Source organism: Homoserinimonas sp. A520 (assembly GCF_054489245.1).
Genome location: NZ_JBTMWX010000005.1, coordinates 13,797 through 34,226 on the forward strand (window position 1 = coordinate 13,797; position 20,430 = coordinate 34,226).

The following is a 20,430-nucleotide window of genomic DNA, read 5'->3' on the forward strand; positions in this document are numbered from 1 at the left end:
GATCTGAGCGGAGCTGCCGCATATGCGCGCGCGTTGCTCCGATCCATGCGCGCCGGGGAGCGCGTACCTCCGATCCGTGCGCGTTCCGTCGATCAGCCCGCGTCACGGTGGCGCGCGTCACAGCAACCCCAGCTCCATCGCCCGGGTGACCGCCCGGGTGCGGTCGTTGACGCCGAGCTTCTCGAACACGTGCAGCAGGTGGGTTTTCACGGTCGCCTCACCGACGAACAACCGGGTTGCGATGCCCGGGTTGCTAAGCCCCTGCGCGACCAGCGTCAGCACCTCGGTCTCGCGCGGGGTCAGCGTCGGCGTCGGCGGTGCCGCGACCCGTTTGACCAGGAGGGCGGCAATGGACGGCGCCAGGGCCACCTCACCACGCGCCACCGAGCGGATGCCCGCCAGGATCTCCTCCTCGGGCGCCGCCTTCAGCAGGTAGCCGCTGGCCCCGGCCTCGATCGCGCTGAGGATGCTGTCGTCGCTCTCATAGGTGGTGAGGATGATGACCTTGACCTGCGGTCGCTCCCCGAGAATCTGTGCCGTCGCCTGGTCGCCGTCGAGGCCGGGCATCCGCAGGTCCATCAGCACGACGTCGGGCGAGAGTTCGAGGGCGAGGGCGACCGCCTCGACACCGGTGCTGGCCTGCCCGACGACCACGACATCCGCTGCCGCCTCCAGCAACGCGACGATGCCGCCGCGCACGATCGGGTGGTCGTCGGCGACCAGTACCCGGATCATGCGGTCACCCGCGCCAGGCCGATCGTCAGCGTGGTTCCGGATGCTCCGCTCATCACGGCGAGACTGCCACCGACCAGGGCGAGCCGGTCGCGCATCCCGCTGAGCCCGTAGCCGGTTGGGGGTGCATCGGGGTCGAAGCCGTGGCCGTTGTCGCTGATGGTCAAGGTCCCGCCGTCAAGGGTCACGGTGGCAGTGGTAGCACCGGAATGCTTGCGCACGTTCGACAGCGACTCCTGCGTGCAGCGCAGCACCACGACCTCCATCGCTCGGTCGAGACCGTCGTCGCCGGTGGTCAGGCTGACTGCGATGCCGGTTTCCTGGGCGAACCGCGCGGTGAGCCGTTCGAGCGCCGCGACGAGTCCGGCGTCGAGCGAGGCCGGTGCGCCGTCGGCAACCAGAGCGCGGGTTTCGGTCAACGCCTCCCTGGCCGTCTCCTCAAGTTGGGTCAGCTGGGTCGCCCGCGCCGTGGCATCCGTCTCCTGGCGGGCACGCTGGGCGAGCATCACCATGCCGGTGAGGTCCTGCGCGATGGTGTCGTGGATCTCGCGGGCCAACCGCTCCCGCTCGGAGGTCGCGCCGGCGTCGCGACTGACGGCAGCAAGCTGCTCCTGGGCCGCCCGAAGCTCATCGACGAGGGCCTGCCGTTCCAGACTGTGGTCGACGATGCTGGTGATCCAGAACCCCAGGGCGAGGCTGATCAGCAGCGAAACCAGGACGGTCAGGGCGGTTTCGACCAGGTCGGTCGGCCCGGTGCCGCGGCTGAAGAGAAAGCCGACACCGACCGACAGCGCCAGCGACACGTTGGCCACCAGCGCCCGGCGCACGTCGGCCGCCAACACCCAGACCAGCGGGAACGCGAGGCACTGGATGGTAGCGAAGCTGGGTTGTGCGGCGGTGCCGACACCTGCCGTGATGATCGCGATCACGGTCAGGGCGACTGCTGGGCGGTTGCCGTCCTCGGCCGCCGGGGTCAGCACTGCCCACGCGAGAAGGAAGGCAGCAAGCGCCCCGAGCCCGAGCGCCAGCCGCCACGGCGCCAGCTCTGACATCAGTAGCACGCCGGCCAGTACCACTGAGAGAAACAGCGCGGCCGCGTGCCACCAACGGTTGAACGTCATCTAGCTATCTTTGCGGATCCAGCGGAAGGTGTAGCGGCAGACGACCAGCCCGACGATGAGCCAGACCGCAGTGAACAAGGCCACCCCGGCGAGGTCCCAGCTGCCGCCCTGTTCCACTGCCTCGAACGTGTCAGGCAGGAAGGCTCCGCGCATGCCCTGGGCCATCCACTTCAGAGGGAACACGCTGGCCACGTTCTGCAACCACTCCGGCAGCTGGGTGAACGGCAGGTAGACGCCGGAAATGAACTGCAGCACGAGCGTGATCGGCATGATCACGGCACTCGCGCTCTTACCGCTGCGGGGCAAGCCGCTGAGCGCGATTCCGAGCACAGCGGATGTCGCCACCCCCAGCACGAACACCCAGGCGAAGGTGAACCAGCGCTCAGGGGAGGGGGGAAGGGCTACACCGAAGGCGAGGGCGGCAACCCCGATGATGAGGGCGGCCTGCAGAACGCCGGTCACGAAGACCTGGCCGATCTTGCCGACGAAGTAGCTGACCACCGGCAGCGGTGTGCCGGCCAGCCGCTTCAGGGTTCCGTCACTCTTCTCGACCGCGATATCCAGCGACATGTTCTGCAGCCCGCTGAGCAGTACTCCGGCGGCGAGCATGGCGGGCAGGTAGAAGGCGGCGGCGCTCACGGTGTTGCCGTCCGCATCCGTTCCGAAGCTGGTCTCGCTGAACGCGACCGAGAAGATGGCCAGCATCATCACCGGGAACAGGAAGGTGAAGAAGACGGCGTCGCCCTGGCGGAAGTACGCACGCACCTCGTAGCCGATTCGGGAGAAGCCGAGGCGCAGGGTTCGCGTTACCGGGTTGTCGAGACCGACGGATGCGGTGCTCATGCTGTCACTTCCTGTTCTGCGGTGTGGTGTGGTGCAATATCGGCGGTCGTCGAATGTTGGGAGACGAGCTGCAGGTACACGTCTTCCAGGCTGGGGCGGATGACTTCCAGGCCTTCCGGCTCTCCGTCGCGAATCAGCGTGGCCACCAACGCACCCGGCTCTGGTGTGCGCTGTGACCGGCGCTCGCCGCCCTCGACCCAGTGCACGATCGGCACTCGCGCATCCGCCCCGCCGATTTCGTCGATGCGGCCCACCTCGACCAGCCGTCCGCCGGCGATGATCCCGGCGCGGTCGCCGAGCTGCGCCGCCTCATCGAGGTAGTGGGTTGTCAGCAGGATGGTGGTGCCCTCTGCCTTCAACTGCCGGATGAGGTCCCAGAACTGGTGGCGCGCTTCCGGGTCGAACCCGGTGGTCGGCTCGTCCAGGAACAGCAGCTCCGGCCGTCCGATGATCCCGAGCGCGACGTCGACTCGGCGGCGCTGCCCGCCGGAGAGCTTGCGGATGAGTGTCTTCTGCTTGTCCTCCAGGCCGACGGCGGCAATCACCTCATCGACACCGCGGGGGTTCGGGTAGAGGCCGGCGAAGTGGGAAAGTTGTTCGCGCACTGTCACATGGGCGGACTCGCCGGTGCTCTGCAGCACGATCCCGAGCCGAGCCTTCCAGTCGAGGCTGTTCTTCTGCGGGTCGTGGCCCAAGACCCGAGCGTCACCGGAGGTGCGGTTGCGGTAACCCTCAAGAATCTCGATGGTGGTCGACTTGCCTGCGCCATTCGGGCCGAGCAGCGCGAAGGTCTCGCCGTAGTGGATCTCGAAGCTCACTGAATCGAGGGCGGTGAAGTGGCCGTAATTCTTGCGCAGGTCGCGAACGCTCACGGCGGGGTCAGTTGACGTCATGTACCAAGGTTCCCGTTCGGGCGCCGTCACCGGTAGCCGTGTACCGGCTGAATCCGGCATCCCCCGATCGGTGGATGCCTTAGATGGCTTGCCGGCTCGACTCGATGGTGACCGGGAGAGCCCACCAGCGCATCCGGAAGCGCAGTGAAAGCCGTCCGCTGCGGGCCAGCAGCACCGCGATGACGATTGCCGCGATCGCAGGCACGGCACCGGAGATGCTCATCGCGGTGCGCACTCCCCACTCCTCGGCGATCCAGCCCATCATCGGCCCGCCGATCGCCTGGCCGCCGAGCACCACCATCGCGTAAACGGCCATCACCCGGCCGCGGATGATGCGGTTCGACGACATCTGCACGATGGACTCCGCCGTCATCGCGAATTGCAGGCGGCAGAAGCCGACGGCGGCGAGGCAGGCCATGAAGACGAACGCCACAGGTGAGAGGCCGGATGCGATGAGCGCCAACCCGAAGATTCCGGCAGCCAGCATGATGGAGCGAAGCCGGTACCGGCTGCGCCTGGTCGAGACCAGCGCCCCGGCCAGGGCACCGAATGCTGCGGCCGAACTGTAGAGACCATAACCCGCGGCGCCGGTGTCGAACACGTGGTCGGCGAATGACACCAGCAGCACCGGAAGGTTCATGCCGAAGGTGGCGACGAACGCGAGCATGACGATGGGCCAGAAGATGGTCGGCTTGGAGCGCACGTAGCGCAGGCCTTCACGGATCTGCCCTTTGGAGCGCTGGGCGACCAGCGATGGGAGCAACTCGGCTGCCCGCATGCTCAGAAGCGTCACCATCACGATGCTGGCCGCGACCGCGTTGGCGCCGATTGCCCAGCCGGCACCGATCAGCGCGATGAGAACGCCGCTCACCGCGGGGCCGAGCAGCCCGCCGAGGTGGAAGATCGCGGCGTTGATGCTGATGGCGTTGCCGAGCCGCTCATGTCCGACCATCTCGTTGACGAAGACGGCTCGTGCCGGTGACTCGACGACGGCGACGCATCCGAGCAGCAACGCGGTCAGGTAGACGTGCCACACCTGCACGACGCCGGTCAGGGTGAGCACGGCGAGCGCCGCACAGAGCACGGCGGTGACCGACTGCGTTCCGACCAGCAGCCTGCGTTTCGGGTACCGGTCGGTGATGACGCCGCCGAGCGGGCCGAGCAGGAGCATGGGACCGAACTGCAGGGCAACGGTGATGCCGACGGCGGTGATGCTGTCGGTGAGTTCGAAGACCAGCCAGTCGATGGCGATGCGCATCGCCCAGGCGGAAGTGTTCGAGATGAATTGGGAGATGACGTAGAGACGGTAGTTGTGCACCCGGAGCGAACTGAAGGTGTCGCGCCATCGGGGCTTCTGCATGTGCACCGGGATGGGCGCTGTCGCGGCGTCGTCGAGGAAAAATTCGGTAGCCACTGATTCAGGCTAGGGTGCCGGCGGTCATTGATTGCTATTATCGAGCCTATAAGTTCCATTACGGTTGCCTATGGAGGCGGATGTTCGACCCGGTGCTGCTCAAGACATTCGTCACGGTCGCCGAGACGTTGAGCTTCACGCGAGCCGCCCAGCAGCTCGGTTTGAGCCAGCCCACCGTCAGTCAGCACATCCGCAAGTTGGAGACGGTCGCCGCACGGCACCTGGTCACGCGAGACACCCGCGACGTTCGGCTGACCGACAACGGCGACGCGCTGCTCGGCTTCGCCCGCACGATCCTCGCCGCCCATGACGACGCCGCCAGCTACTTCACCGGATCCGCCATGCGCGGCCGGCTCCGGTTCGGTTCGGCCGACGACCTGGCCCTCACCCAGTTGCCTCAGGTGCTGCGCGATTTCCGCCAACTGTATCCTCAGATCAACCTCGAGCTCACCGTGAACCAGAGCGGCGCGCTCCTGCGACGCCTGGCCGCCGGTCAGCTCGACCTGGTGTTCATCAAGCAGGAGTCCGGCGACCAGCTCGGGCGGCTGGTGCGCCGCGACCGCATGGTCTGGGTGAGCCACAAGAGCGTGCAACTGGATCCGGATGCCCCACTGCCGCTCATCGTGTACCAGGCGCCGAGCCTCAGTCGCACCGTCGCGATCCGGGCGCTCGAGGAGGTCGGACACACCTGGCGGATCACCTGCAATGTGAGGGAGGTGAACGGGGTGCTCGCCGCGGTCCGTGCCGGGATCGGCGTCGCCGTGTTCCCTCAGTCGCTGATCCCGTCAGACCTGGTGCAGATTCCGTCGGCGTTCGGGCTCCCGCCGCTCGGCGATGTCGATTTCGCGCTCGTGGACAACCCAACCGCTGCTCGTGAACCGGTGGAGGCACTCGCATCCGCCATCATGGGCCGGCCGGTGAAGAAGCTGACACCGCTCGACGCTTAGGCCACTTGATTGCTCGGATGAAACAAAAGCAACACTGGACATCTGTGTGCAGTAATGCTTAAATCACAATCAAGCTGACTGGTCTGGAAAGTCACGACTCGCTACGGGTGCTCGCTTCCCTGGCCGGCGACGGTGCGCGATGGAGCGCGCCGGAGGCTGATGAAGGAAGATGAGCGCAAATGACGACCACTCTGGCCCCTCAGGTGGGGCAACCCATCGTGTTCCGCAACGGAATCGTCCTGACGATGGATGATGCCCACACCGTCCTCCCGAAGGGCGACGTCCTGGTCATCGACGGAAAGATCGCCGAAGTCGGTGTGTCGATCAACGCTCCAGAAGGAACCTTCGAGATCGACGCGAAGAACGGCATCCTCATGCCGGGCATGGTCGACACGCACCGGCACATGTGGCAGTCGGCCATGCGCGCCTACGGCGCCGACTGGACGCTGACCCAGTACTTCGTCTGGTACTACCTCGAGCACGGAATGAAATTCCGTCCAGAGGATGTGGCGGCCGGCAACGCGATCTCCGCGCTCGACGCCGTCGAATCGGGGGTAACCACCAGCGTCGACTGGTCCCACGGCCTGCGAACCCCCGACCACGGCGAGGCCGCCTACGAGGCGCTCGCGACATCCCCTGGCCGCTTCGTGCTGGCATACGGCAACCTGGCCGGCGCCCCATGGGAGTGGTCGCAGGACCCGGCCGTTCGCAAGGTGATCGAGCGGGCCAGGGACGACTCAGCCCTGTTCGGCGCCCAGCTCGCCTTCGACGTTCCCGGCGACCCGAGCTTCCCGGAGGCTCCCGCCTTCGAGTTCGCGCGCGAGCTCGGCATCAGCGTGACCACCCACGCTGGAGTGTGGGGAGCGACCAACGACAATGGCATCCGCCTGATGTACGAGAACAAGGCGATGCAGCCGGGCTATGTCTACGTCCACGCGGCCACGCTCAGCGATGAGTCCTACCAGATGATCGCAGCCACCGGTGGCTCGGTTTCCCTGGCGACGGAGAGCGAGCAGACCTGCGGCCAGGGCTACCCGCCGGCCCACGCCGTTCGCAAGCACGGCATCCAGGCGTCGCTGTCCATGGACACCAGCGTCTGGCAGAGCGCCGACATGTTCGCGGCCATGCGCGCGACCATTGGTGCGGACCGCTCGTTCGAGCACATGAAGGCCCACGAGAAGGGCGACACCGTCACCCACGCGACACTGCGGGTGGAAGAGGTCGTCGACTGGGCGACCCGCGGTGGGGCCAAGGCGCTGGGCAAGTTCGACCAGATCGGCAGCCTCGAGGCAGGCAAGCTCGGAGACGTCGTGCTGATCAAGAACGACGACTCGCCGACCATGACGCCGATCATCAACCCCTACGGCCACGTGGTCTACCAGGCCAGTCGCGGTGACGTTCACACCGTGCTGGTGGGCGGAGAACTGGTGAAGTACAACGGCAAGCTGGTCGCCGGTGACCTCCCGGGCGTGCGCAGCAAGCTGGAGAACACCGTGGAGTACCTGCGGTCCAACCTCGGCGATGAGACCTGGAAGACCGGCATGAACCCGGAGATTCCTGAAGTCGAGATCCTCACCAATCCCTACCAGTACCGTCGCGACACCGCGACGCCTCCGGTGCACTGAGCGAAGAATCAGGTGACTTTGAGCTGAGAGTAGTGGCCCCATCCGCCGGCCGGCATGGTGGGGCAGCTTCTCTCACCTCGACGGATGCTCAGGCCCCAGTGGTCATCAGTGCGATGTTGTCCGGGTGGGGAGCGAGGTCACCGCGTTCGATGCGGTGGGCGAGTTCGAGCACAGCCGAATTCATCGGGGTGCTCACTCCGAGTCGAGCGCCTTCAGCGACGACATGGCCGTTCAGGTCGTCCGCTTCGCTCTTGCGCGACTTGTCCCAATCCTGAAGCACCGTGGTGGTGGCACCCGGAACCACGAACCCGGCAAACAGCTTGTCGAGCATGATCTCAACGACCCGGTCGGTGTCGATGACCTCCTCTGGCGTGAGGCCGAAGATCGGCAGCACCGGATGCCCGCTGGCCAGGCCGACCGCGAGAGCCTCCTGCCCGGCCTGCAGCATGACCTCGCGCATACCGGGCGTGTGAAGCGCATCCAGCATGGGAAGGCCGAGGATGGCCGAGGGTACGAGCAGGGTGCAATTGCTCACCAGCTTCATCCACTTGGTCGCCTCGATGGTGTCGACCACTTCCACCGTGCCGGAATGGCGCAGCAAGGATGCGACCTCGTTCTCGCGTCCGCGGGGGCCGTTCTCCAGGGCGCCGACGGCGAACCACGACTTGGCGACCCCGGTGTGCCGGTGCACGACTGCCGGCTCGCTCATGGTGGACGACACCTCGATGACGGTCCCCATGGTCCGATGGGCACCGACCACTTCGGCGATGATGCCGGTGGTCATTCCGTTCTGCACGCCCGCGATCAAACCGTCCTCCGCCAGGTGCGGCGCGATGAGCTGAGCCGCCCACCGCGAGTCGTAGGCCTTCATCAGCATGAGCACCACGTCGAACCGCTCGCGCAGGGTGGCGACCTCGCAGAGGTGCATCGTGCGCGGGTTCACGGTCAGCGTTCCCTCGGGTGAGATGATGTGCAGGCCGTCTGCGCGCATCCGCTCGACGTGGGCCGGCCATTGCTCGATCAGCACGACATCGGCGCCCGCAGCGGTGAGGTCTGCGCCGATGGACGCGCCGTTGGCGCCGGCGCCGAGCACTGCGATTCGTGGGTCTACCATGGCGACTCCTTTGTGCGAGGCGAAGAGATTACAGCAGAGATGTACAAGAGCGGATGCTGTTCTGCTAATTTAGGCCATGGCGTCGCTGTTTGTAAACCAACACTGAACGTCGTCGACTGGGAAGAAGACACTCATGATCCTTCATATCGCATCCTTCACCTGGAAGGCCGATGTCACGCCCGGCGACGTGACCGCCCTCACTGAAGCGCTCGTCGCCATGGCCGCGAAGATCCCGGAGCTTCGCTCCTACGTGTGCGGTGAGAACCTCCGCGTGCGCCCGGGGGCCGACTATGCGGTCGCCGCGATCGTCGACGATGCGGATGCGCTCGCCGCCTACCTGGACTCTCCCGCCCACCGTGCTGTCTACGAGAGCCACCTCGGCCGCATGATCGACGGACGCTCTGCCGCGCAACTCCCACTCACGGGCGGCGTGCTCACATGACCACCATGCGAGCCGCAGTCCTGCACGCGGTGAACGACCTGCGGGTGGAGGACAAGAACGTACCGGAACCCGGCCCCGGCGAGGTGCTGGTGCGCGTCGCGGTCTGCGGAGTCTGCGGGAGCGACGCAACCGAGTACACACGCGGACCGGTCCTGACCGTGATGCCGGTCACCCTCGGGCACGAGTTCGTGGGCACGGTGGCAGCCGTCGGCCCAGGAGTCACCAACCCACCCGTCGGCGCAACCGTCGTCTGTGGGGCGGGCGTGTCCTGCGGCCAGTGCAAGCCCTGCAGGCAAGGCCGAACGAACCTCTGCCGCAACTACACGACTGTGGGCCTCCAGCACGACGGCGGGTTGGCTGGTTTCGTGAGCGTGCCCGCGGAAACCCTCCTCGACGTCAGCGACACCGGACTCTCGCTGGACACCCTGGGCCTGAGCCAGCCGATGTCGATCGCCGTGCACGCCGTGCGGAGAAGCGGACTGCAGCCGGATCAGGATGCCGTCATCGTCGGTGTCGGCGGCATCGGCGCGTTCATCACGTACGCAGCGGTCTCTGTCGGCGCTCGGGTGCTGGTCGTCGACCTGAACGAGGAGCGACTGGAGCTGGCGTCGGCACTGGGCGCGTTCGCCACGCTGAAAGCGGGCACGGGCTCGCTCGTCGACCGGCTGGAGGAACTCGGCATGGACCCGGACGTGCTGTTCGAGGTGAGCGGGTCGGCCCCCGGGCTGGCATCGATCCTCGAGGCGGCGAAGCCAGGGGCAACGCTGGTGCCGGTGGGCATCCAGCGCGGTGAACCAGCGCTGCCGCTCGGCTCATGGACGCTGCGGGAATACACGATCATCGGAACGGTTGCCCACGTCATCAAGGACGACCTCCCTGAAGCCGTGCGGCTTCTCGGCACCCGCCCGGACTGGTCGGACATCGCCTCCGAGGTGCTGCCGCTCGACCGCGTGCTCACCGAAGGCCTGCAACCGCTGATCGACGGAACGGCCAAGCAGATCAAGACCCTGATCGACCCCTGGATCGATCAGCCGCGACCCGCGTCGCACGCAGGCTGACGTTCAGCGGCGTGACGTTCAGCAGCGGGGTTCGCCTCAGCTCTACAGGCCTTCCATGGCACGCAGCACGTCGACAGCCGACGACAGCGGCGACCCGAGGGGGCGCGACGGGGCTCCAGGCGCCGAAGGCATGGTCTGGTTCTGCTGATGACGACCGACCACGAACCAGATGCCCCTGGCAGGAGTCTTGCCCTGGTTCGAGTAGAGGTGGGGCCGGACGGAGTCGAATTGCAGCGAGTCGCCTGGACCCAGTTCGTGCAGGTCGAACTCAAGCTGCAGCGTCAGGTGCCCCTCGAGGATGTAGGCGTACTCGATGCCGGAGTGGCGCATCAGCTTGCCCTCGATAGAGCTGCTCGCCCCCGGGTCGTATGTCACCAGCAGCGCTTCGGCCGGGCTGCCGAGCGGTGCGGCCAGGCGCTCCCAGCGAACCCCGTTCTCCATCTCGAGCACCGGGTTGTCGGACCCGCGCTGAACCGTCGGCAGGTTCGGCTCGGCCTGGCCGGTCGCCTGGCCGGAGCGATCGGCGGATGGCGTGACGTCGAGAAGCTCATCGAGGGAGAGGCCGAGATGGTTGGCCATCGCGAACAGGGTCGAGACCGATGGCTGGGTCTTGCCGGTCTCGACCTGGGAGATGAGACTCGCAGAAACGCCGAGGGCCTGGGCGACGCTGCGCAGGCTCAGCTTGTGGTTCGTCCTGGCTTCACGCAGACGGGCGCCGACACTGTCTGCGGGCATGTTCACTCCTGACGAACTGTGACCGCGCCTGAATTTCTGGGTTCAGGTGCGCGGAATCAACAAACGGCACGTTACTAAAGGTGAGAATACACTGTTTGAGCGTTAAGCTGGACTGTACGACATGCGCCGACACGTAACTCACGGCGGCCAGATGCAGGAGGACTCGATGAAGAGCACAGGGACGACAGGCACCAACGCCGTCGACTGGGAAGAACGCGTAGATTTCGAACGCTTGCGTAACGAGCGACTCGCCCGATTGAAGGCGGAACTCGACCGATCGGAACTGGGAGCCGTCCTCGCGTTCGACTTCAGCAACATCCGCTACATGACAGCGACGCACATCGGGACCTGGGCGATAGACAAGCTCATCAGGTTCAGCCTGCTCACCCGAAGCTCCGACCCGATCTCCTGGGACTTCGGTTCGGCGGCCAAACACCACAAGCTCTACAACCCCTGGCTGGACACGACGACGGCAGAGATGGATGCCGACCCGAATGCGCCGCACGAGGGGGCCAAGCGGCCGCGCCTGGAGAGCGGTGCCCGGGCCGGCATCTCAACGCTTCGCGGAGCATTCCCACCGGACGCCGGAATCGCGGAAGGCCTGGCCAGGAAGATCAAGCGCGAACTCGAGAAGTTCGGGGTTGCCGACCAGCCGCTCGGCGTCGACGTCATCGAACTGCCGGTCCTCTTCGCACTGCAGCAGGAGGGCATCACGGTGGTCGACGGCCAGCAGCTCTTCATGGAGGCGCGCCGGATCAAGACCGGCGACGAGATCCGCCTGCTCACCCAGGCCGCGTCGATGGTCGATGCCGCCTATGAGGAGCTGTACCGCTTCCTGCGCCCGGGCGTCCGCGAGAACGAGGCAGTCGGGCTGGTAGCCAAGACGCTCTACGACCTCGGCTCGGAGTACGTCGAAGGGGTCAACGCGATCTCGGGCGAGCGCTGCTCCCCGCACCCGCACGTCTTCTCCGACCGGCTCATCCGCCCCGGTGACCCGGCGTTCTTCGACATCCTGCACAGCTTCAACGGCTACCGCACCTGCTACTACCGCACCTTCGCTGTCGGGTCGGCGAGCTCCGCCCAGCGGGACGCCTACACACGCGCCAGGGAGTACATGGACCGCGCGATCGCCCTGGTGAAGCCCGGCGCGACGACGGCCGACATCGTCGCGGTGTGGCCGAAGGCCGAGGAGTTCGGCTTCCCGGACGAGGAGGCCGCCTTCGCCCTGCAATACGGCCACGGTGTGGGGCTCTCCATCTGGGAGAAACCCATCTTCTCCCGCCTGACCTCGTTCGACCATCCGGAAGAACTGCAGGAGGGCATGGTGTTCGCCCTCGAGACGTACTGGCCGTCGTCCGACGGCTGGGGCGCCGCGCGCATCGAGGAGGAGGTCGTCGTCACGGCAGACGGATGCGAGGTCATCACCAAGTTCCCGGCCGAGGAGCTCATCGTGGCCGGGCGCCGCTACTACACGATCGACGGCCCCCTGAACCTTGAGCGCGACTCCCAGTCCCACAAGAACACGACGTGGGGCCGAGGCGAGGCATGACCGTCGGCTTCCTGGGGCTCGGCTCCATGGGGTCGGGGATGGCCCGCCGGCTCATCGACTCAGGCCACACCGTCGTGGTGTGGAACCGTTCGCCGGAGCCGGTTGCCGCCCTGGTGGAGGCCGGGGCCGTCGCAGCCGCGACGCCGGAGGAGGCGCTCAGGGCCGAGGTGTCGTTCAGCATGCTGGCCAACGACGAGGCGGCGGAGGCGGTGCTGGGCGGCGACGCGGTCAGCGCGGCTGCCGGGAACATCCACGTCAACATGGCCTCGATCAGCCAGGCGGCCGCCGACCGCCTGGAGGCGCACTTCACCTCGGCCGGGGCGCGCTATGTTGCGGCCCCGGTTCTGGGTCGACCCACCGTCGCGGCCGAGGGCAAGCTGAACATCTTGGCCGCCGGTGACCCCGCCACCGTTGACGCGGCCCTGCCGTACCTGTCGGTGCTCGGCTCCAGGGTTTGGAACCTCGGCACCCGGCCCAGCATGGCGAACGGCGTGAAGATCGCGGTCAACTACAACATCATCCACGCGCTGCAGGCGATCGGCGAGACGGTGGCCATGGTCGAGCGGCAGGGGGTCGAACCCGAGCTGTTCATCGACCTGTTGACCAGCACCCTCTTCGGCGGAGTCGTCTACACCGGCTACGGCAACCAGATTGTGCGCCGTGACTACACACCGCCGGGCTTCCGGATGGCGCTGGGGCACAAGGACCTGAAGCTGGCCGAGGAAGTGGCGGATGCCGGTGGAGTCAGGTTGGCGAGCATGCCGGCGCTCACCGCGGTCTTCGAGCGAGCACTCGCGGACACCGAGCTGGCCGGTTACGACTGGGCGGCCATCGCGGAAGTCAGCCGGCGCGACCTGCTGTAGCTCAGCCTGCAGCTCAGCGGGCTGCGGCCAGCCTGGTGACCGCCTCGGTCAGCACCTCCGGCGAGCAGGCCAGGTTGAGGCGGGCGAAGCCGCGGCCGGCCGGCCCGAACGGCGGTCCGTTGCTGAGCGCCACCTTCGCGAGCTCCAGCGCGCGCACCGCCGGATCGTCGCCCCACCCGAGCCGGCTGAAGTCCAGCCAGGCGAGGAACGTCGCGTCGGGCATCCGGTAGCCGACCTCGGGGAGGTGTTCGGCCAGGAGTTCACCGAGCAGGCGTCGGTTCGAGTCGAGGGAGGCGATCACGCCGTCAAGCCACTCGACGCTGTCGCGGTAGGCGGCAATGCCGGCATGAATGCCGAGGATGCTCGTTCGCCAGTAGACCTCATCGGGCATGCCGGCAACGATCGGGGCCGCCCGCCCACCGGCCGTCACCATGAGCGCGCACTTGAGCCCGGCCAGGTTCCAGCCCTTGCTGGCCGCGGTGACGCACACGCCAACCTCGCGGGCATCATCCGACACCTTCAGGAACGGGGTGTAGTCGACGCCCGGGTAAACCAGCGGACCGTGGATCTCGTCGCTGACCACCGTCGCGCCGTACTTGCGGGCCAGCTCGGCAACAGACCGCAGCTGCTCGGCGGAGTGCACCAGGCCGACCGGGTTGTGCGGGTTGCAGAGCAGGTAGGCGGTGGCGCCTGACTGGAAGGCCCGCTCGATGCCGTCCAGGTCGAGGGACCAGCCGTCGTCTAGGCCGCCGGCCAGCGGAACGTCCACCACCTCCACTCCAGCCTCCGCGAGCAGGTCGAAGAACGGGAAGTAGACGGGGGAGTTGACGATGACGCCGTCGCCCGGCCTGGTGACCCGCCGGAGGGTCTCGACGATGGCGACCCCGACATCCGTCGTGGTGAACACCTGGGCGGGGTCGACAGCCCAGCCCCAGCGCGACTCGGCGAACCCGGCGAACGCGGTCGGCAGGTCTGAGGTGGGCGGCGCGTAGCCGGTGTCGGAGCGGCGGATGGCATCCACCAGCACGGATGCGATCGGCTCGGCGAGCGGGAAGTCCATCTCGGCGACCGGGAGGGGGAGGACATCCGTCGGGAACCCGGCCCACTTCATGCTGGTGCGGGTGCGGAGAGTCTCGAGGGAATCGGCGTTGACGATCATGCCGCCAGTCTGGCATCGCGGTGCGGCTGGCACTCCTACCACCGCGCCGTCAACAGGATGAATTCGGCGACACGCGGTTGGATGCGCGGACTCACGGGCGCGCCGCCGAATTGGACCTGCTGACGGATCGGATACACGGATGGGATAGACGGTCGCTGCCGTAACGGAGATGAGCAGCCAGCGCGGGCGGTGCTCGGGGCGAAGCCGGAGGGTCGCGGGTAGGCTTGTCCCCGTGAATGAAGAAGAGATCGGTCGCGCCAAGCGGGGTCGTCGCGTCTACGCGTTCGACGACATCGCCATCGTCCCGAACCGTCGCACCCGCGACCCTGAGGACGTGTCCGTCGCCTGGTCGATCGACGCCTTCCAATTCGAAACGCCGATCATCGCGGCGCCCATGGATTCGGTCGTCTCGCCGGCCACAGCCATCCGCATCGGCCAGCTCGGTGGCCTCGGCGTTCTCGACCTCGAGGGCGTCTGGACCCGCTACGAAGACCCGGAGCCGCTCCTCGCCGAGATCCGCAGCCTCCCGGCAGAGGAGGCGATCCGCCGCATGCAGGCGATCTACTCCGAGCCCATCAAGCCCGAGTTGGTCACCCAGCGCCTCGCGGAGATCCGTGCCGGCGGGGTCACCGTTGCCGGGGCGTTGTCGCCGCACCGCACCCAGGAGCTCTACAAGACGGTGGTCGAGGCGGGTGTCGACCTGTTCGTCATCCGCGGCACGACGGTCAGCGCCGAGCACGTCTCGAAGACGAGTGAGCCCCTCAACCTGAAGAAGTTCATCTACGAGCTCGACGTTCCGGTGATCGTCGGCGGCGCGGCCGGCTACACCCCGGCGCTGCACCTGATGCGCACCGGTGCGGCCGGCGTGCTGGTCGGTTTCGGCGGAGGCGCGGCCTCCACCACCAGGGCGAGCCTGGGCATCCACGCGCCGATGGCGACAGCGGTGGCGGATGTCGCCGGCGCCCGCCGCGACTACATGGACGAGTCCGGTGGACGCTACGTGCACGTCATCGCCGACGGCGGTCTGGGCACCTCCGGCGACATCGTCAAGGCGATCGCGATGGGCGCGGATGCCGTCATGCTCGGCTCCACGCTGGCGCGGGCGACGGATGTTCCTGGCGGCGGCTACCACTGGGGTGCCGAGGCGCACCACCCCGAGCTGCCCCGGGGCAACCGGGTTGCCGTGGAGTCGGTTGCGCCCCTCGAGCAGATCCTGTTCGGACCGTCGTCCAGCGCGGACGGCACCTCGAACCTGGTCGGCGCACTCCGCCGGTCCATGGCGACCACCGGCTACTCCGACCTGAAAGAGTTCCAGCGGGTCGATGTGGTTGTCGCCCCCTACGTGTCCAGGTGACGTCAGGCATCCGATGATCAAGCGCAAAACCGCCTCCCACTCTTCGAAGCTGGGAATGGAGGAGCGCGCTGAGGCGATCGAGGGCCTGAAGTCGAAAGAACTCGACATCCTGGTCATCGGCGGAGGCATTGTCGGAACCGGCTGCGCGCTCGACGCGGTCACCCGCGGCCTGAGCGTCGGCATGGTGGAGGCTCGGGACTGGGGTTCAGGCACGTCGAGCCGGTCCTCGAAGCTGGTGCACGGTGGCATCCGCTATCTGGAACAGCTCGACTTCCGCCTGGTGCGGGAAGCGCTCATCGAGCGTGGACTGCTGCTGCAGCGCTTGGCACCGCACCTGGTGAAGCCGGTTCGGTTCCTGTACCCGCTGAAGACCCGGCTGATCGAGCGACTGTACATCGGCGCCGGAATGCTGCTCTACGACATCTTCAGCTACAGCGGGGGGCGGCCCCCCGGGGTTCCGCACCACCGGCACCTGACCAAGCGGCAGGTGCAGCGCGCCATCCCGAGCCTGCGCGACGACGCGCTGATCGGCGGAATCACCTACTACGACGCGCAGGTCGACGACGCGCGCTACGTGTCCAGCCTGGCCAGGACGGCCTCGTTCTACGGCGCCAGGGTCGCCAGCCGGATTCGGGTCGAGGGGTTCCTCAAGGTCGGGCAGCGGGTGGTCGGCGTGAAGGCGCACGACCTGCTGACCGGTGAACGGTTCGACATCCGCGCCAAACAGGTCGTCAACGCGACCGGCGTGTGGACGGATGACACGCAGGCGATGGTGGGGGAGCGCGGCCAGTTCAAGGTTCGGGCATCCAAGGGCATCCACCTGGTCGTGCCCCGTGACCGTTTCCAGTCGAAGCTCGGCCTGCTTCTGCGCACCGAGAAGAGCGTGCTGTTCGTCATCCCATGGGGCCGCCATTGGCTGATCGGCACCACGGACACCAAGTGGGATCTCGACAAGGCGCACCCGGCCGCGACCGCCGCCGACATCGACTACCTGCTCGAGCACGTCAACCAGGTGCTCAATGTCCCGCTGACGCGCGAAGACGTCGAGGGTGTCTACGCCGGACTGCGACCGTTGCTGGCCGGGGAGTCCGATGAGACGTCGAAGCTGTCGCGGGAGCACGTCGTCGCCCACACCGTGCCCGGGCTGGTCGTGGTCGCCGGCGGCAAGTGGACGACCTACCGGGTGATGGCGAAGGACGCCATCGACGAGGCATCCGCTGCCCTTGACGGCAAGGTGCCGGTCTCAACGACCGAGAACATCTCGCTGCTCGGCGCCGAGGGGTACCAGGCGGCGTGGAACAAGCGCGCCAAGATCGCGCGAGCCTTCGGGGTGCACAAGTTCCGCATCGAGCACCTGCTGAACCGCTACGGGACGATGACGGATGAACTCCTCGACATCATCCGTGCCAAGCCGTCGCTGAACAATCCGCTGCCCGGAGCCGACGACTACATCGAGGCCGAGGTGGTCTACGCGGCGTCCCACGAGGGTGCACTGCACCTGGAGGACGTTCTCGCGCGCCGCACCCGCATCTCGATCGAGGCCTGGGACCGCGGTGTCTCGGCCGCGCCGGTCGCCGCGCGGTTGATGGCGGATGTGCTGGGCTGGGACGACGTGCGCATCACCAGCGAGGTCAACCACTACCTGCGACGAGTGGCAGCCGAGCGGGCCAGCCAGGAGCAGCCGGACGACGAGTCCGCCGACCGGGCCCGGCTCGAAGCCCCGGACACCGCGGCGCTGCCTCACTCGTAGGCGCGCGGTCGGACGCCCAGCCGGCCGAAGTTAGGCTGGAGCCGTGAGCCTGTGGAGAGTCGCCGTGCGCCCGCGCTGGATCGCGGCGCTGATCCTCGCGCTTGCCGTCGCTGCAGCGTTCGCCGCCCTCGGCCAGTGGCAACTCGAGCGCAGCATCGCCAACGGTGAGGCCGTCGACCGCACCAGCGAGACGACCGTGCCGCTCGAGTCCATTGCCGAACCGCAGAAGCCGGTAACGGAGGCGTCGACCGGCCAGCTGGTCACCGTCGACGGAGAGTTGCTGGCCGGCGACTTCATGGTGATCGAGAAGCGCATCAACGACGGCGACGAGGGCTACTGGGTGATCGGGCACCTCGTCACCGACGATGGAGCCGGGCTGGCGGTCGCGCTCGGCTGGGCCGAGACGGAGCAGCAGGCGGAGGATGCGCAGGCGCGCCTCGAAGCGGATGCCCCGTTCCCGGCATCTGTCACCGGCCGCTACCTGCCCAGCGAGGCGCCGCAGCAGGGCGACTTCGAGAGCGGGGAGTTCAGTGCGATGTCCACTGCCGCACTGGTGAACCTGTGGGGAACCGTCGACGACGCCGGAGTCTACGGGGGCTACGTCGTCGCCCATGAACCGGCGGACGGGCTGGAGGAGATCTACTCTCCGGCGCCATCCACCGAGGTCGAGGTCAACTGGCTGAACATCTTCTACGCGGCGGAATGGGTCATTTTCGCGGGCTTCGCCGTGTTCCTCTGGTACCGCCTGGTGAAGGACGCCTGGGAGAGGGAAGAACACCAGAGAGCGCAAGTAAACTGAGGGCATGCCCCTCGGTCCCCAGCTCTCTGACGTTCCACGCATCCGCAAGGCACTTGCCGTCTATAAGGTGTCCTCGGTTCTCACCGGAACCTTCCTGCTCCTGCTCTGCATGATGATGGTCTTCCGGTACGGCTTCAGCGTCGACATCGAGCTTGGCGGTACGTCCGGCTTCCTCGGCCTTACGCCCAAGGAAGACATCACCGGCATCAACTTCTCCACCATCCTGCTCATGGTGCACGGCTGGTTCTACGTTCTTTATGTCGCGGTCGACTTCGTGCTCTGGCGCCTGATGCGCTGGTCATTCGGACGCTTCCTGTTCGTGGCGCTTGGAGGCATCATCCCGCTGCTCTCCTACTTCTTCGAGCGCACCGTCCCGCGATCGGTCGAGGCCGAGCTGGCGAAGCTCGAACAGCCGGTCGAGGTCAGCGCATGAGCGAGACTGAGCGTTTGAAAGAAACACAGCAGCGCCCGGTACTCGTCGTCGACTTCGGCGCCCAATATGCCCAGCTGATCGCGCGCCGCGTGCGCGAGGCGAGCGTCTATTCCGAGATCGTTCCGCACACCATCACGGCGGATGAGGTCGCCGCCATGAACCCGGTGGGGATCGTCCTCAGCGGCGGGCCATCGAGCGTGTACGAGCCCGGGTCCCCGTCGCTGGACACGGGCATCCTGAAGCTCGGTGTTCCGGTTCTCGGTATCTGCTACGGATTCCAGGTGATGGCCAAGCAACTCGGCGGCGAGGTTTCCCAGACCGGCCAGCGGGAGTACGGTTCGACGCCGGTCGCCCTCACCGGTGACGGGGGAACACTGCTCGCCGGGTCGAACCCGCAGCAGACCACCTGGATGAGCCACGGCGACTCCGTGTCGAAGGCGCCAGACGGATTCGACGTGCTCGCTTCCAGCGCCTCCACCCCGGTCGCGGCGTTCGGCAGCGATGAGCGCAAGCTCTACGGCGTGCAGTGGCACCCCGAGGTCAAGCACTCCGAGTTCGGACAACGCGTGCTGGAGAACTTCCTGCACCGGGCCGCCGGCATCCCGGCCGACTGGAACCCGGGCAGTGTCATCGCCGAGCAGGTCGCTCGCATCCGCGCCCAGATCGGCACCGGCCGGGTCATCTGCGGCCTATCTGGTGGCGTGGATTCCGCCGTCGCCGCCGCGCTCGTACACGAAGCGGTCGGCGACCAGCTCACCTGCGTCTTCGTCGACCACGGCCTGCTGCGCCAGGATGAGCGCCGCCAGGTGGAGGAGGACTACGTCGTCGCCACCGGCATCCGCCTGATCACCATCGACGCGGAGAAGCAGTTCCTCGACGCCCTCGCCGGGGTCAGCGACCCGGAGACCAAGCGCAAGATCATCGGCCGGGAGTTCATCCGCACCTTCGAGGCGGCGCAGGTCGACCTGGTCAAGGAGTTCGAGCACGAAGGCGATCCGGTGCGATTCCTGGTGCAGGGCACGCTGTACCCGGATGTCGTCGAGTCCGGTGGCGGAACCGGCACCGCCAACATCAAGAGCCACCACAACGTCGGCGGCCTGCCAGAAGACCTGCAGTTCGAGCTGGTGGAGCCGCTGCGCGCCCTGTTCAAGGACGAGGTACGGGCCATCGGCCGCGAGCTCGGCCTGCCCGAAGTCATCGTCGGACGCCAGCCGTTCCCTGGACCGGGCCTCGGCATCCGCATCGTGGGTGAGGTCACCAAGGAGCGCCTCGACCTGCTGCGCCAGGCGGATGCCATCGCCCGCGCCGAGCTGACACTCGCCGGCCTCGACAACGAGATCTGGCAGTGCCCGGTCGTGCTGCTGGCGGATGTTCGCTCCGTCGGGGTGCAGGGCGACGGCCGCACCTACGGGCACCCGATCGTGCTGCGGCCGGTGTCATCGGAAGACGCCATGACCGCCGACTGGACCCGCCTGCCCTACGACGTGCTCGCCCGAATCTCCAACCGCATCACCAACGAGGTCGCCGGCGTCAACCGGGTCGTACTCGACGTCACGTCGAAGCCGCCGGGGACGATTGAGTGGGAGTGACTGGGTCAGG

Annotated in this window: 19 protein-coding genes; 11 read left to right on the forward strand and 8 right to left on the reverse strand. The window is 67.2% G+C overall.

Features of this window, described 5'->3' with window-relative positions:
• Positions 1-117: 117 nt before the first annotated feature.
• The 5 genes from ACX3PH_RS12290 to ACX3PH_RS12310 all read right to left on the reverse strand — a co-directional run bounded on the left by ACX3PH_RS12290 (position 118) and on the right by ACX3PH_RS12310 (position 5,003).
• Positions 118-735: a response regulator gene (locus ACX3PH_RS12290; RefSeq protein ID WP_459092933.1), complete on the reverse strand. Its 618-nt coding sequence runs from the start codon at positions 733-735 to the stop codon at positions 118-120.
• The gene (locus ACX3PH_RS12295) at positions 732-1,853 is read right to left on the reverse strand and encodes a sensor histidine kinase (RefSeq protein ID WP_459092935.1); all 1,122 of its coding nucleotides are present in this window, start codon (positions 1,851-1,853) and stop codon (positions 732-734) included. Before ACX3PH_RS12295 ends, ACX3PH_RS12290 begins: the two co-directional genes overlap by 4 nt.
• Positions 1,854-2,696 carry an ABC transporter permease gene (locus tag ACX3PH_RS12300; protein WP_459092937.1) on the reverse strand — a complete coding sequence of 281 codons (843 nt, stop codon included), beginning with the start codon at positions 2,694-2,696 and terminating at the stop codon, positions 1,854-1,856.
• Positions 2,693-3,589, reverse strand: a complete 897-nt coding sequence (locus tag ACX3PH_RS12305) for an ABC transporter ATP-binding protein (protein ID WP_459092939.1) — start codon at positions 3,587-3,589, stop codon at positions 2,693-2,695. The genes ACX3PH_RS12300 and ACX3PH_RS12305 overlap by 4 nt, the downstream gene beginning before the upstream one ends.
• 79 nt (positions 3,590-3,668) lie before the next feature.
• Positions 3,669-5,003 (reverse strand): MFS transporter, encoded by a 1,335-nt coding sequence (locus ACX3PH_RS12310; RefSeq protein WP_459092941.1) that lies wholly within the window; start codon positions 5,001-5,003, stop codon positions 3,669-3,671.
• Positions 5,004-5,083: 80 nt separating this feature from the next.
• Between ACX3PH_RS12310 and ACX3PH_RS12315 the strand changes: the two genes are divergently transcribed.
• Together ACX3PH_RS12315 and ACX3PH_RS12320 are read left to right on the forward strand one after the other, a co-directional pair.
• Positions 5,084-5,950 (forward strand): LysR substrate-binding domain-containing protein, encoded by an 867-nt coding sequence (locus ACX3PH_RS12315; protein WP_459092943.1) that lies wholly within the window; start codon positions 5,084-5,086, stop codon positions 5,948-5,950.
• 179 nt (positions 5,951-6,129) lie between these two features.
• The gene (locus tag ACX3PH_RS12320) at positions 6,130-7,575 is read left to right on the forward strand and encodes an amidohydrolase family protein (RefSeq protein WP_459092945.1); all 1,446 of its coding nucleotides are present in this window, start codon (positions 6,130-6,132) and stop codon (positions 7,573-7,575) included.
• Between the two features lie 88 nt (positions 7,576-7,663).
• Here the strand turns inward: ACX3PH_RS12320 and ACX3PH_RS12325 are convergent, their stop codons facing one another.
• A complete protein-coding gene (locus tag ACX3PH_RS12325; RefSeq protein ID WP_459092947.1) occupies positions 7,664-8,689 on the reverse strand; it encodes a ketopantoate reductase family protein in 1,026 nt (341 codons plus the stop codon).
• Between the two features lie 133 nt (positions 8,690-8,822).
• On the opposite strand from ACX3PH_RS12325, the gene ACX3PH_RS12330 reads away from it, so the two are divergent.
• Complete coding sequence (locus tag ACX3PH_RS12330) at positions 8,823-9,131, forward strand: Dabb family protein (protein WP_459092949.1); 309 nt, start codon at positions 8,823-8,825, stop codon at positions 9,129-9,131.
• Positions 9,128-10,189: a zinc-dependent alcohol dehydrogenase gene (locus ACX3PH_RS12335; protein WP_459092951.1), complete on the forward strand. Its 1,062-nt coding sequence runs from the start codon at positions 9,128-9,130 to the stop codon at positions 10,187-10,189. The genes ACX3PH_RS12330 and ACX3PH_RS12335 overlap by 4 nt, the downstream gene beginning before the upstream one ends.
• Before the next feature lie 42 nt (positions 10,190-10,231).
• Here ACX3PH_RS12335 and ACX3PH_RS12340 read toward each other — a convergent pair whose 3' ends face one another.
• Positions 10,232-10,924, reverse strand: a complete 693-nt coding sequence (locus tag ACX3PH_RS12340) for a helix-turn-helix domain-containing protein (RefSeq protein ID WP_459092953.1) — start codon at positions 10,922-10,924, stop codon at positions 10,232-10,234.
• A 166-nt stretch (positions 10,925-11,090) separates the two neighbouring features.
• Here ACX3PH_RS12340 and ACX3PH_RS12345 point away from each other — a divergent pair, with 166 nt between their 5' ends.
• Together ACX3PH_RS12345 and ACX3PH_RS12350 are read left to right on the forward strand one after the other, a co-directional pair.
• Positions 11,091-12,473 (forward strand): M24 family metallopeptidase, encoded by a 1,383-nt coding sequence (locus tag ACX3PH_RS12345; protein WP_459092955.1) that lies wholly within the window; start codon positions 11,091-11,093, stop codon positions 12,471-12,473.
• Entirely contained in the window at positions 12,470-13,336 is an 867-nt protein-coding gene (locus ACX3PH_RS12350) for an NAD(P)-dependent oxidoreductase (RefSeq protein ID WP_459092957.1), read from the forward strand. Before ACX3PH_RS12345 ends, ACX3PH_RS12350 begins: the two co-directional genes overlap by 4 nt.
• 13 nt (positions 13,337-13,349) lie before the next feature.
• Here ACX3PH_RS12350 and ACX3PH_RS12355 read toward each other — a convergent pair whose 3' ends face one another.
• Positions 13,350-14,495 carry a MalY/PatB family protein gene (locus tag ACX3PH_RS12355; RefSeq protein ID WP_459092959.1) on the reverse strand — a complete coding sequence of 382 codons (1,146 nt, stop codon included), beginning with the start codon at positions 14,493-14,495 and terminating at the stop codon, positions 13,350-13,352.
• Positions 14,496-14,727: 232 nt separating this feature from the next.
• Between ACX3PH_RS12355 and ACX3PH_RS12360 the strand changes: the two genes are divergently transcribed.
• From ACX3PH_RS12360 to guaA, 5 genes are read left to right on the forward strand one after another with little or no spacing between them, the layout of a single operon-like run.
• Positions 14,728-15,849 (forward strand): GuaB3 family IMP dehydrogenase-related protein, encoded by a 1,122-nt coding sequence (locus ACX3PH_RS12360; RefSeq protein ID WP_459092961.1) that lies wholly within the window; start codon positions 14,728-14,730, stop codon positions 15,847-15,849.
• Between the two features lie 13 nt (positions 15,850-15,862).
• Entirely contained in the window at positions 15,863-17,599 is a 1,737-nt protein-coding gene (locus ACX3PH_RS12365; RefSeq protein WP_459092963.1) for a glycerol-3-phosphate dehydrogenase/oxidase, read from the forward strand.
• Positions 17,600-17,642: 43 nt separating this feature from the next.
• Complete coding sequence (locus tag ACX3PH_RS12370) at positions 17,643-18,398, forward strand: SURF1 family protein (protein WP_459092965.1); 756 nt, start codon at positions 17,643-17,645, stop codon at positions 18,396-18,398.
• A gap of 4 nt (positions 18,399-18,402) precedes the next feature.
• Positions 18,403-18,831 (forward strand): DUF3817 domain-containing protein, encoded by a 429-nt coding sequence (locus ACX3PH_RS12375; RefSeq protein WP_459092967.1) that lies wholly within the window; start codon positions 18,403-18,405, stop codon positions 18,829-18,831.
• A complete protein-coding gene (guaA, locus tag ACX3PH_RS12380) occupies positions 18,828-20,420 on the forward strand; it encodes a glutamine-hydrolyzing GMP synthase (protein WP_459092969.1) in 1,593 nt (530 codons plus the stop codon). The genes ACX3PH_RS12375 and guaA overlap by 4 nt, the downstream gene beginning before the upstream one ends.
• The last annotated feature ends 10 nt before the right edge of the window (positions 20,421-20,430 follow it).

Excerpts from the sequence above, each read along its gene's own strand:
- ACX3PH_RS12290 (WP_459092933.1), bottom strand. The coding sequence starts at position 735 with ATGATCCGGGTACTGGTCGCCGACGACCACCCGATCGTGCGCGGCGGC.
- ACX3PH_RS12295 (WP_459092935.1), bottom strand. The coding sequence starts at position 1,853 with ATGACGTTCAACCGTTGGTGGCACGCGGCCGCGCTGTTTCTCTCAGTG.
- ACX3PH_RS12300 (WP_459092937.1), bottom strand. The coding sequence starts at position 2,696 with ATGAGCACCGCATCCGTCGGTCTCGACAACCCGGTAACGCGAACCCTG.
- ACX3PH_RS12305 (WP_459092939.1), bottom strand. The coding sequence starts at position 3,589 with ATGACGTCAACTGACCCCGCCGTGAGCGTTCGCGACCTGCGCAAGAAT.
- ACX3PH_RS12315 (WP_459092943.1), top strand. The coding sequence starts at position 5,084 with ATGTTCGACCCGGTGCTGCTCAAGACATTCGTCACGGTCGCCGAGACG.
- ACX3PH_RS12320 (WP_459092945.1), top strand. The coding sequence starts at position 6,130 with ATGACGACCACTCTGGCCCCTCAGGTGGGGCAACCCATCGTGTTCCGC.
- ACX3PH_RS12325 (WP_459092947.1), bottom strand. The coding sequence starts at position 8,689 with ATGGTAGACCCACGAATCGCAGTGCTCGGCGCCGGCGCCAACGGCGCG.
- ACX3PH_RS12330 (WP_459092949.1), top strand. The coding sequence starts at position 8,823 with ATGATCCTTCATATCGCATCCTTCACCTGGAAGGCCGATGTCACGCCC.
- ACX3PH_RS12335 (WP_459092951.1), top strand. The coding sequence starts at position 9,128 with ATGACCACCATGCGAGCCGCAGTCCTGCACGCGGTGAACGACCTGCGG.
- ACX3PH_RS12340 (WP_459092953.1), bottom strand. The coding sequence starts at position 10,924 with ATGCCCGCAGACAGTGTCGGCGCCCGTCTGCGTGAAGCCAGGACGAAC.
- ACX3PH_RS12345 (WP_459092955.1), top strand. The coding sequence starts at position 11,091 with ATGAAGAGCACAGGGACGACAGGCACCAACGCCGTCGACTGGGAAGAA.
- ACX3PH_RS12350 (WP_459092957.1), top strand. The coding sequence starts at position 12,470 with ATGACCGTCGGCTTCCTGGGGCTCGGCTCCATGGGGTCGGGGATGGCC.
- ACX3PH_RS12355 (WP_459092959.1), bottom strand. The coding sequence starts at position 14,495 with ATGATCGTCAACGCCGATTCCCTCGAGACTCTCCGCACCCGCACCAGC.
- ACX3PH_RS12365 (WP_459092963.1), top strand. The coding sequence starts at position 15,863 with ATGATCAAGCGCAAAACCGCCTCCCACTCTTCGAAGCTGGGAATGGAG.
- ACX3PH_RS12375 (WP_459092967.1), top strand. The coding sequence starts at position 18,403 with ATGCCCCTCGGTCCCCAGCTCTCTGACGTTCCACGCATCCGCAAGGCA.
- guaA (WP_459092969.1), top strand. The coding sequence starts at position 18,828 with ATGAGCGAGACTGAGCGTTTGAAAGAAACACAGCAGCGCCCGGTACTC.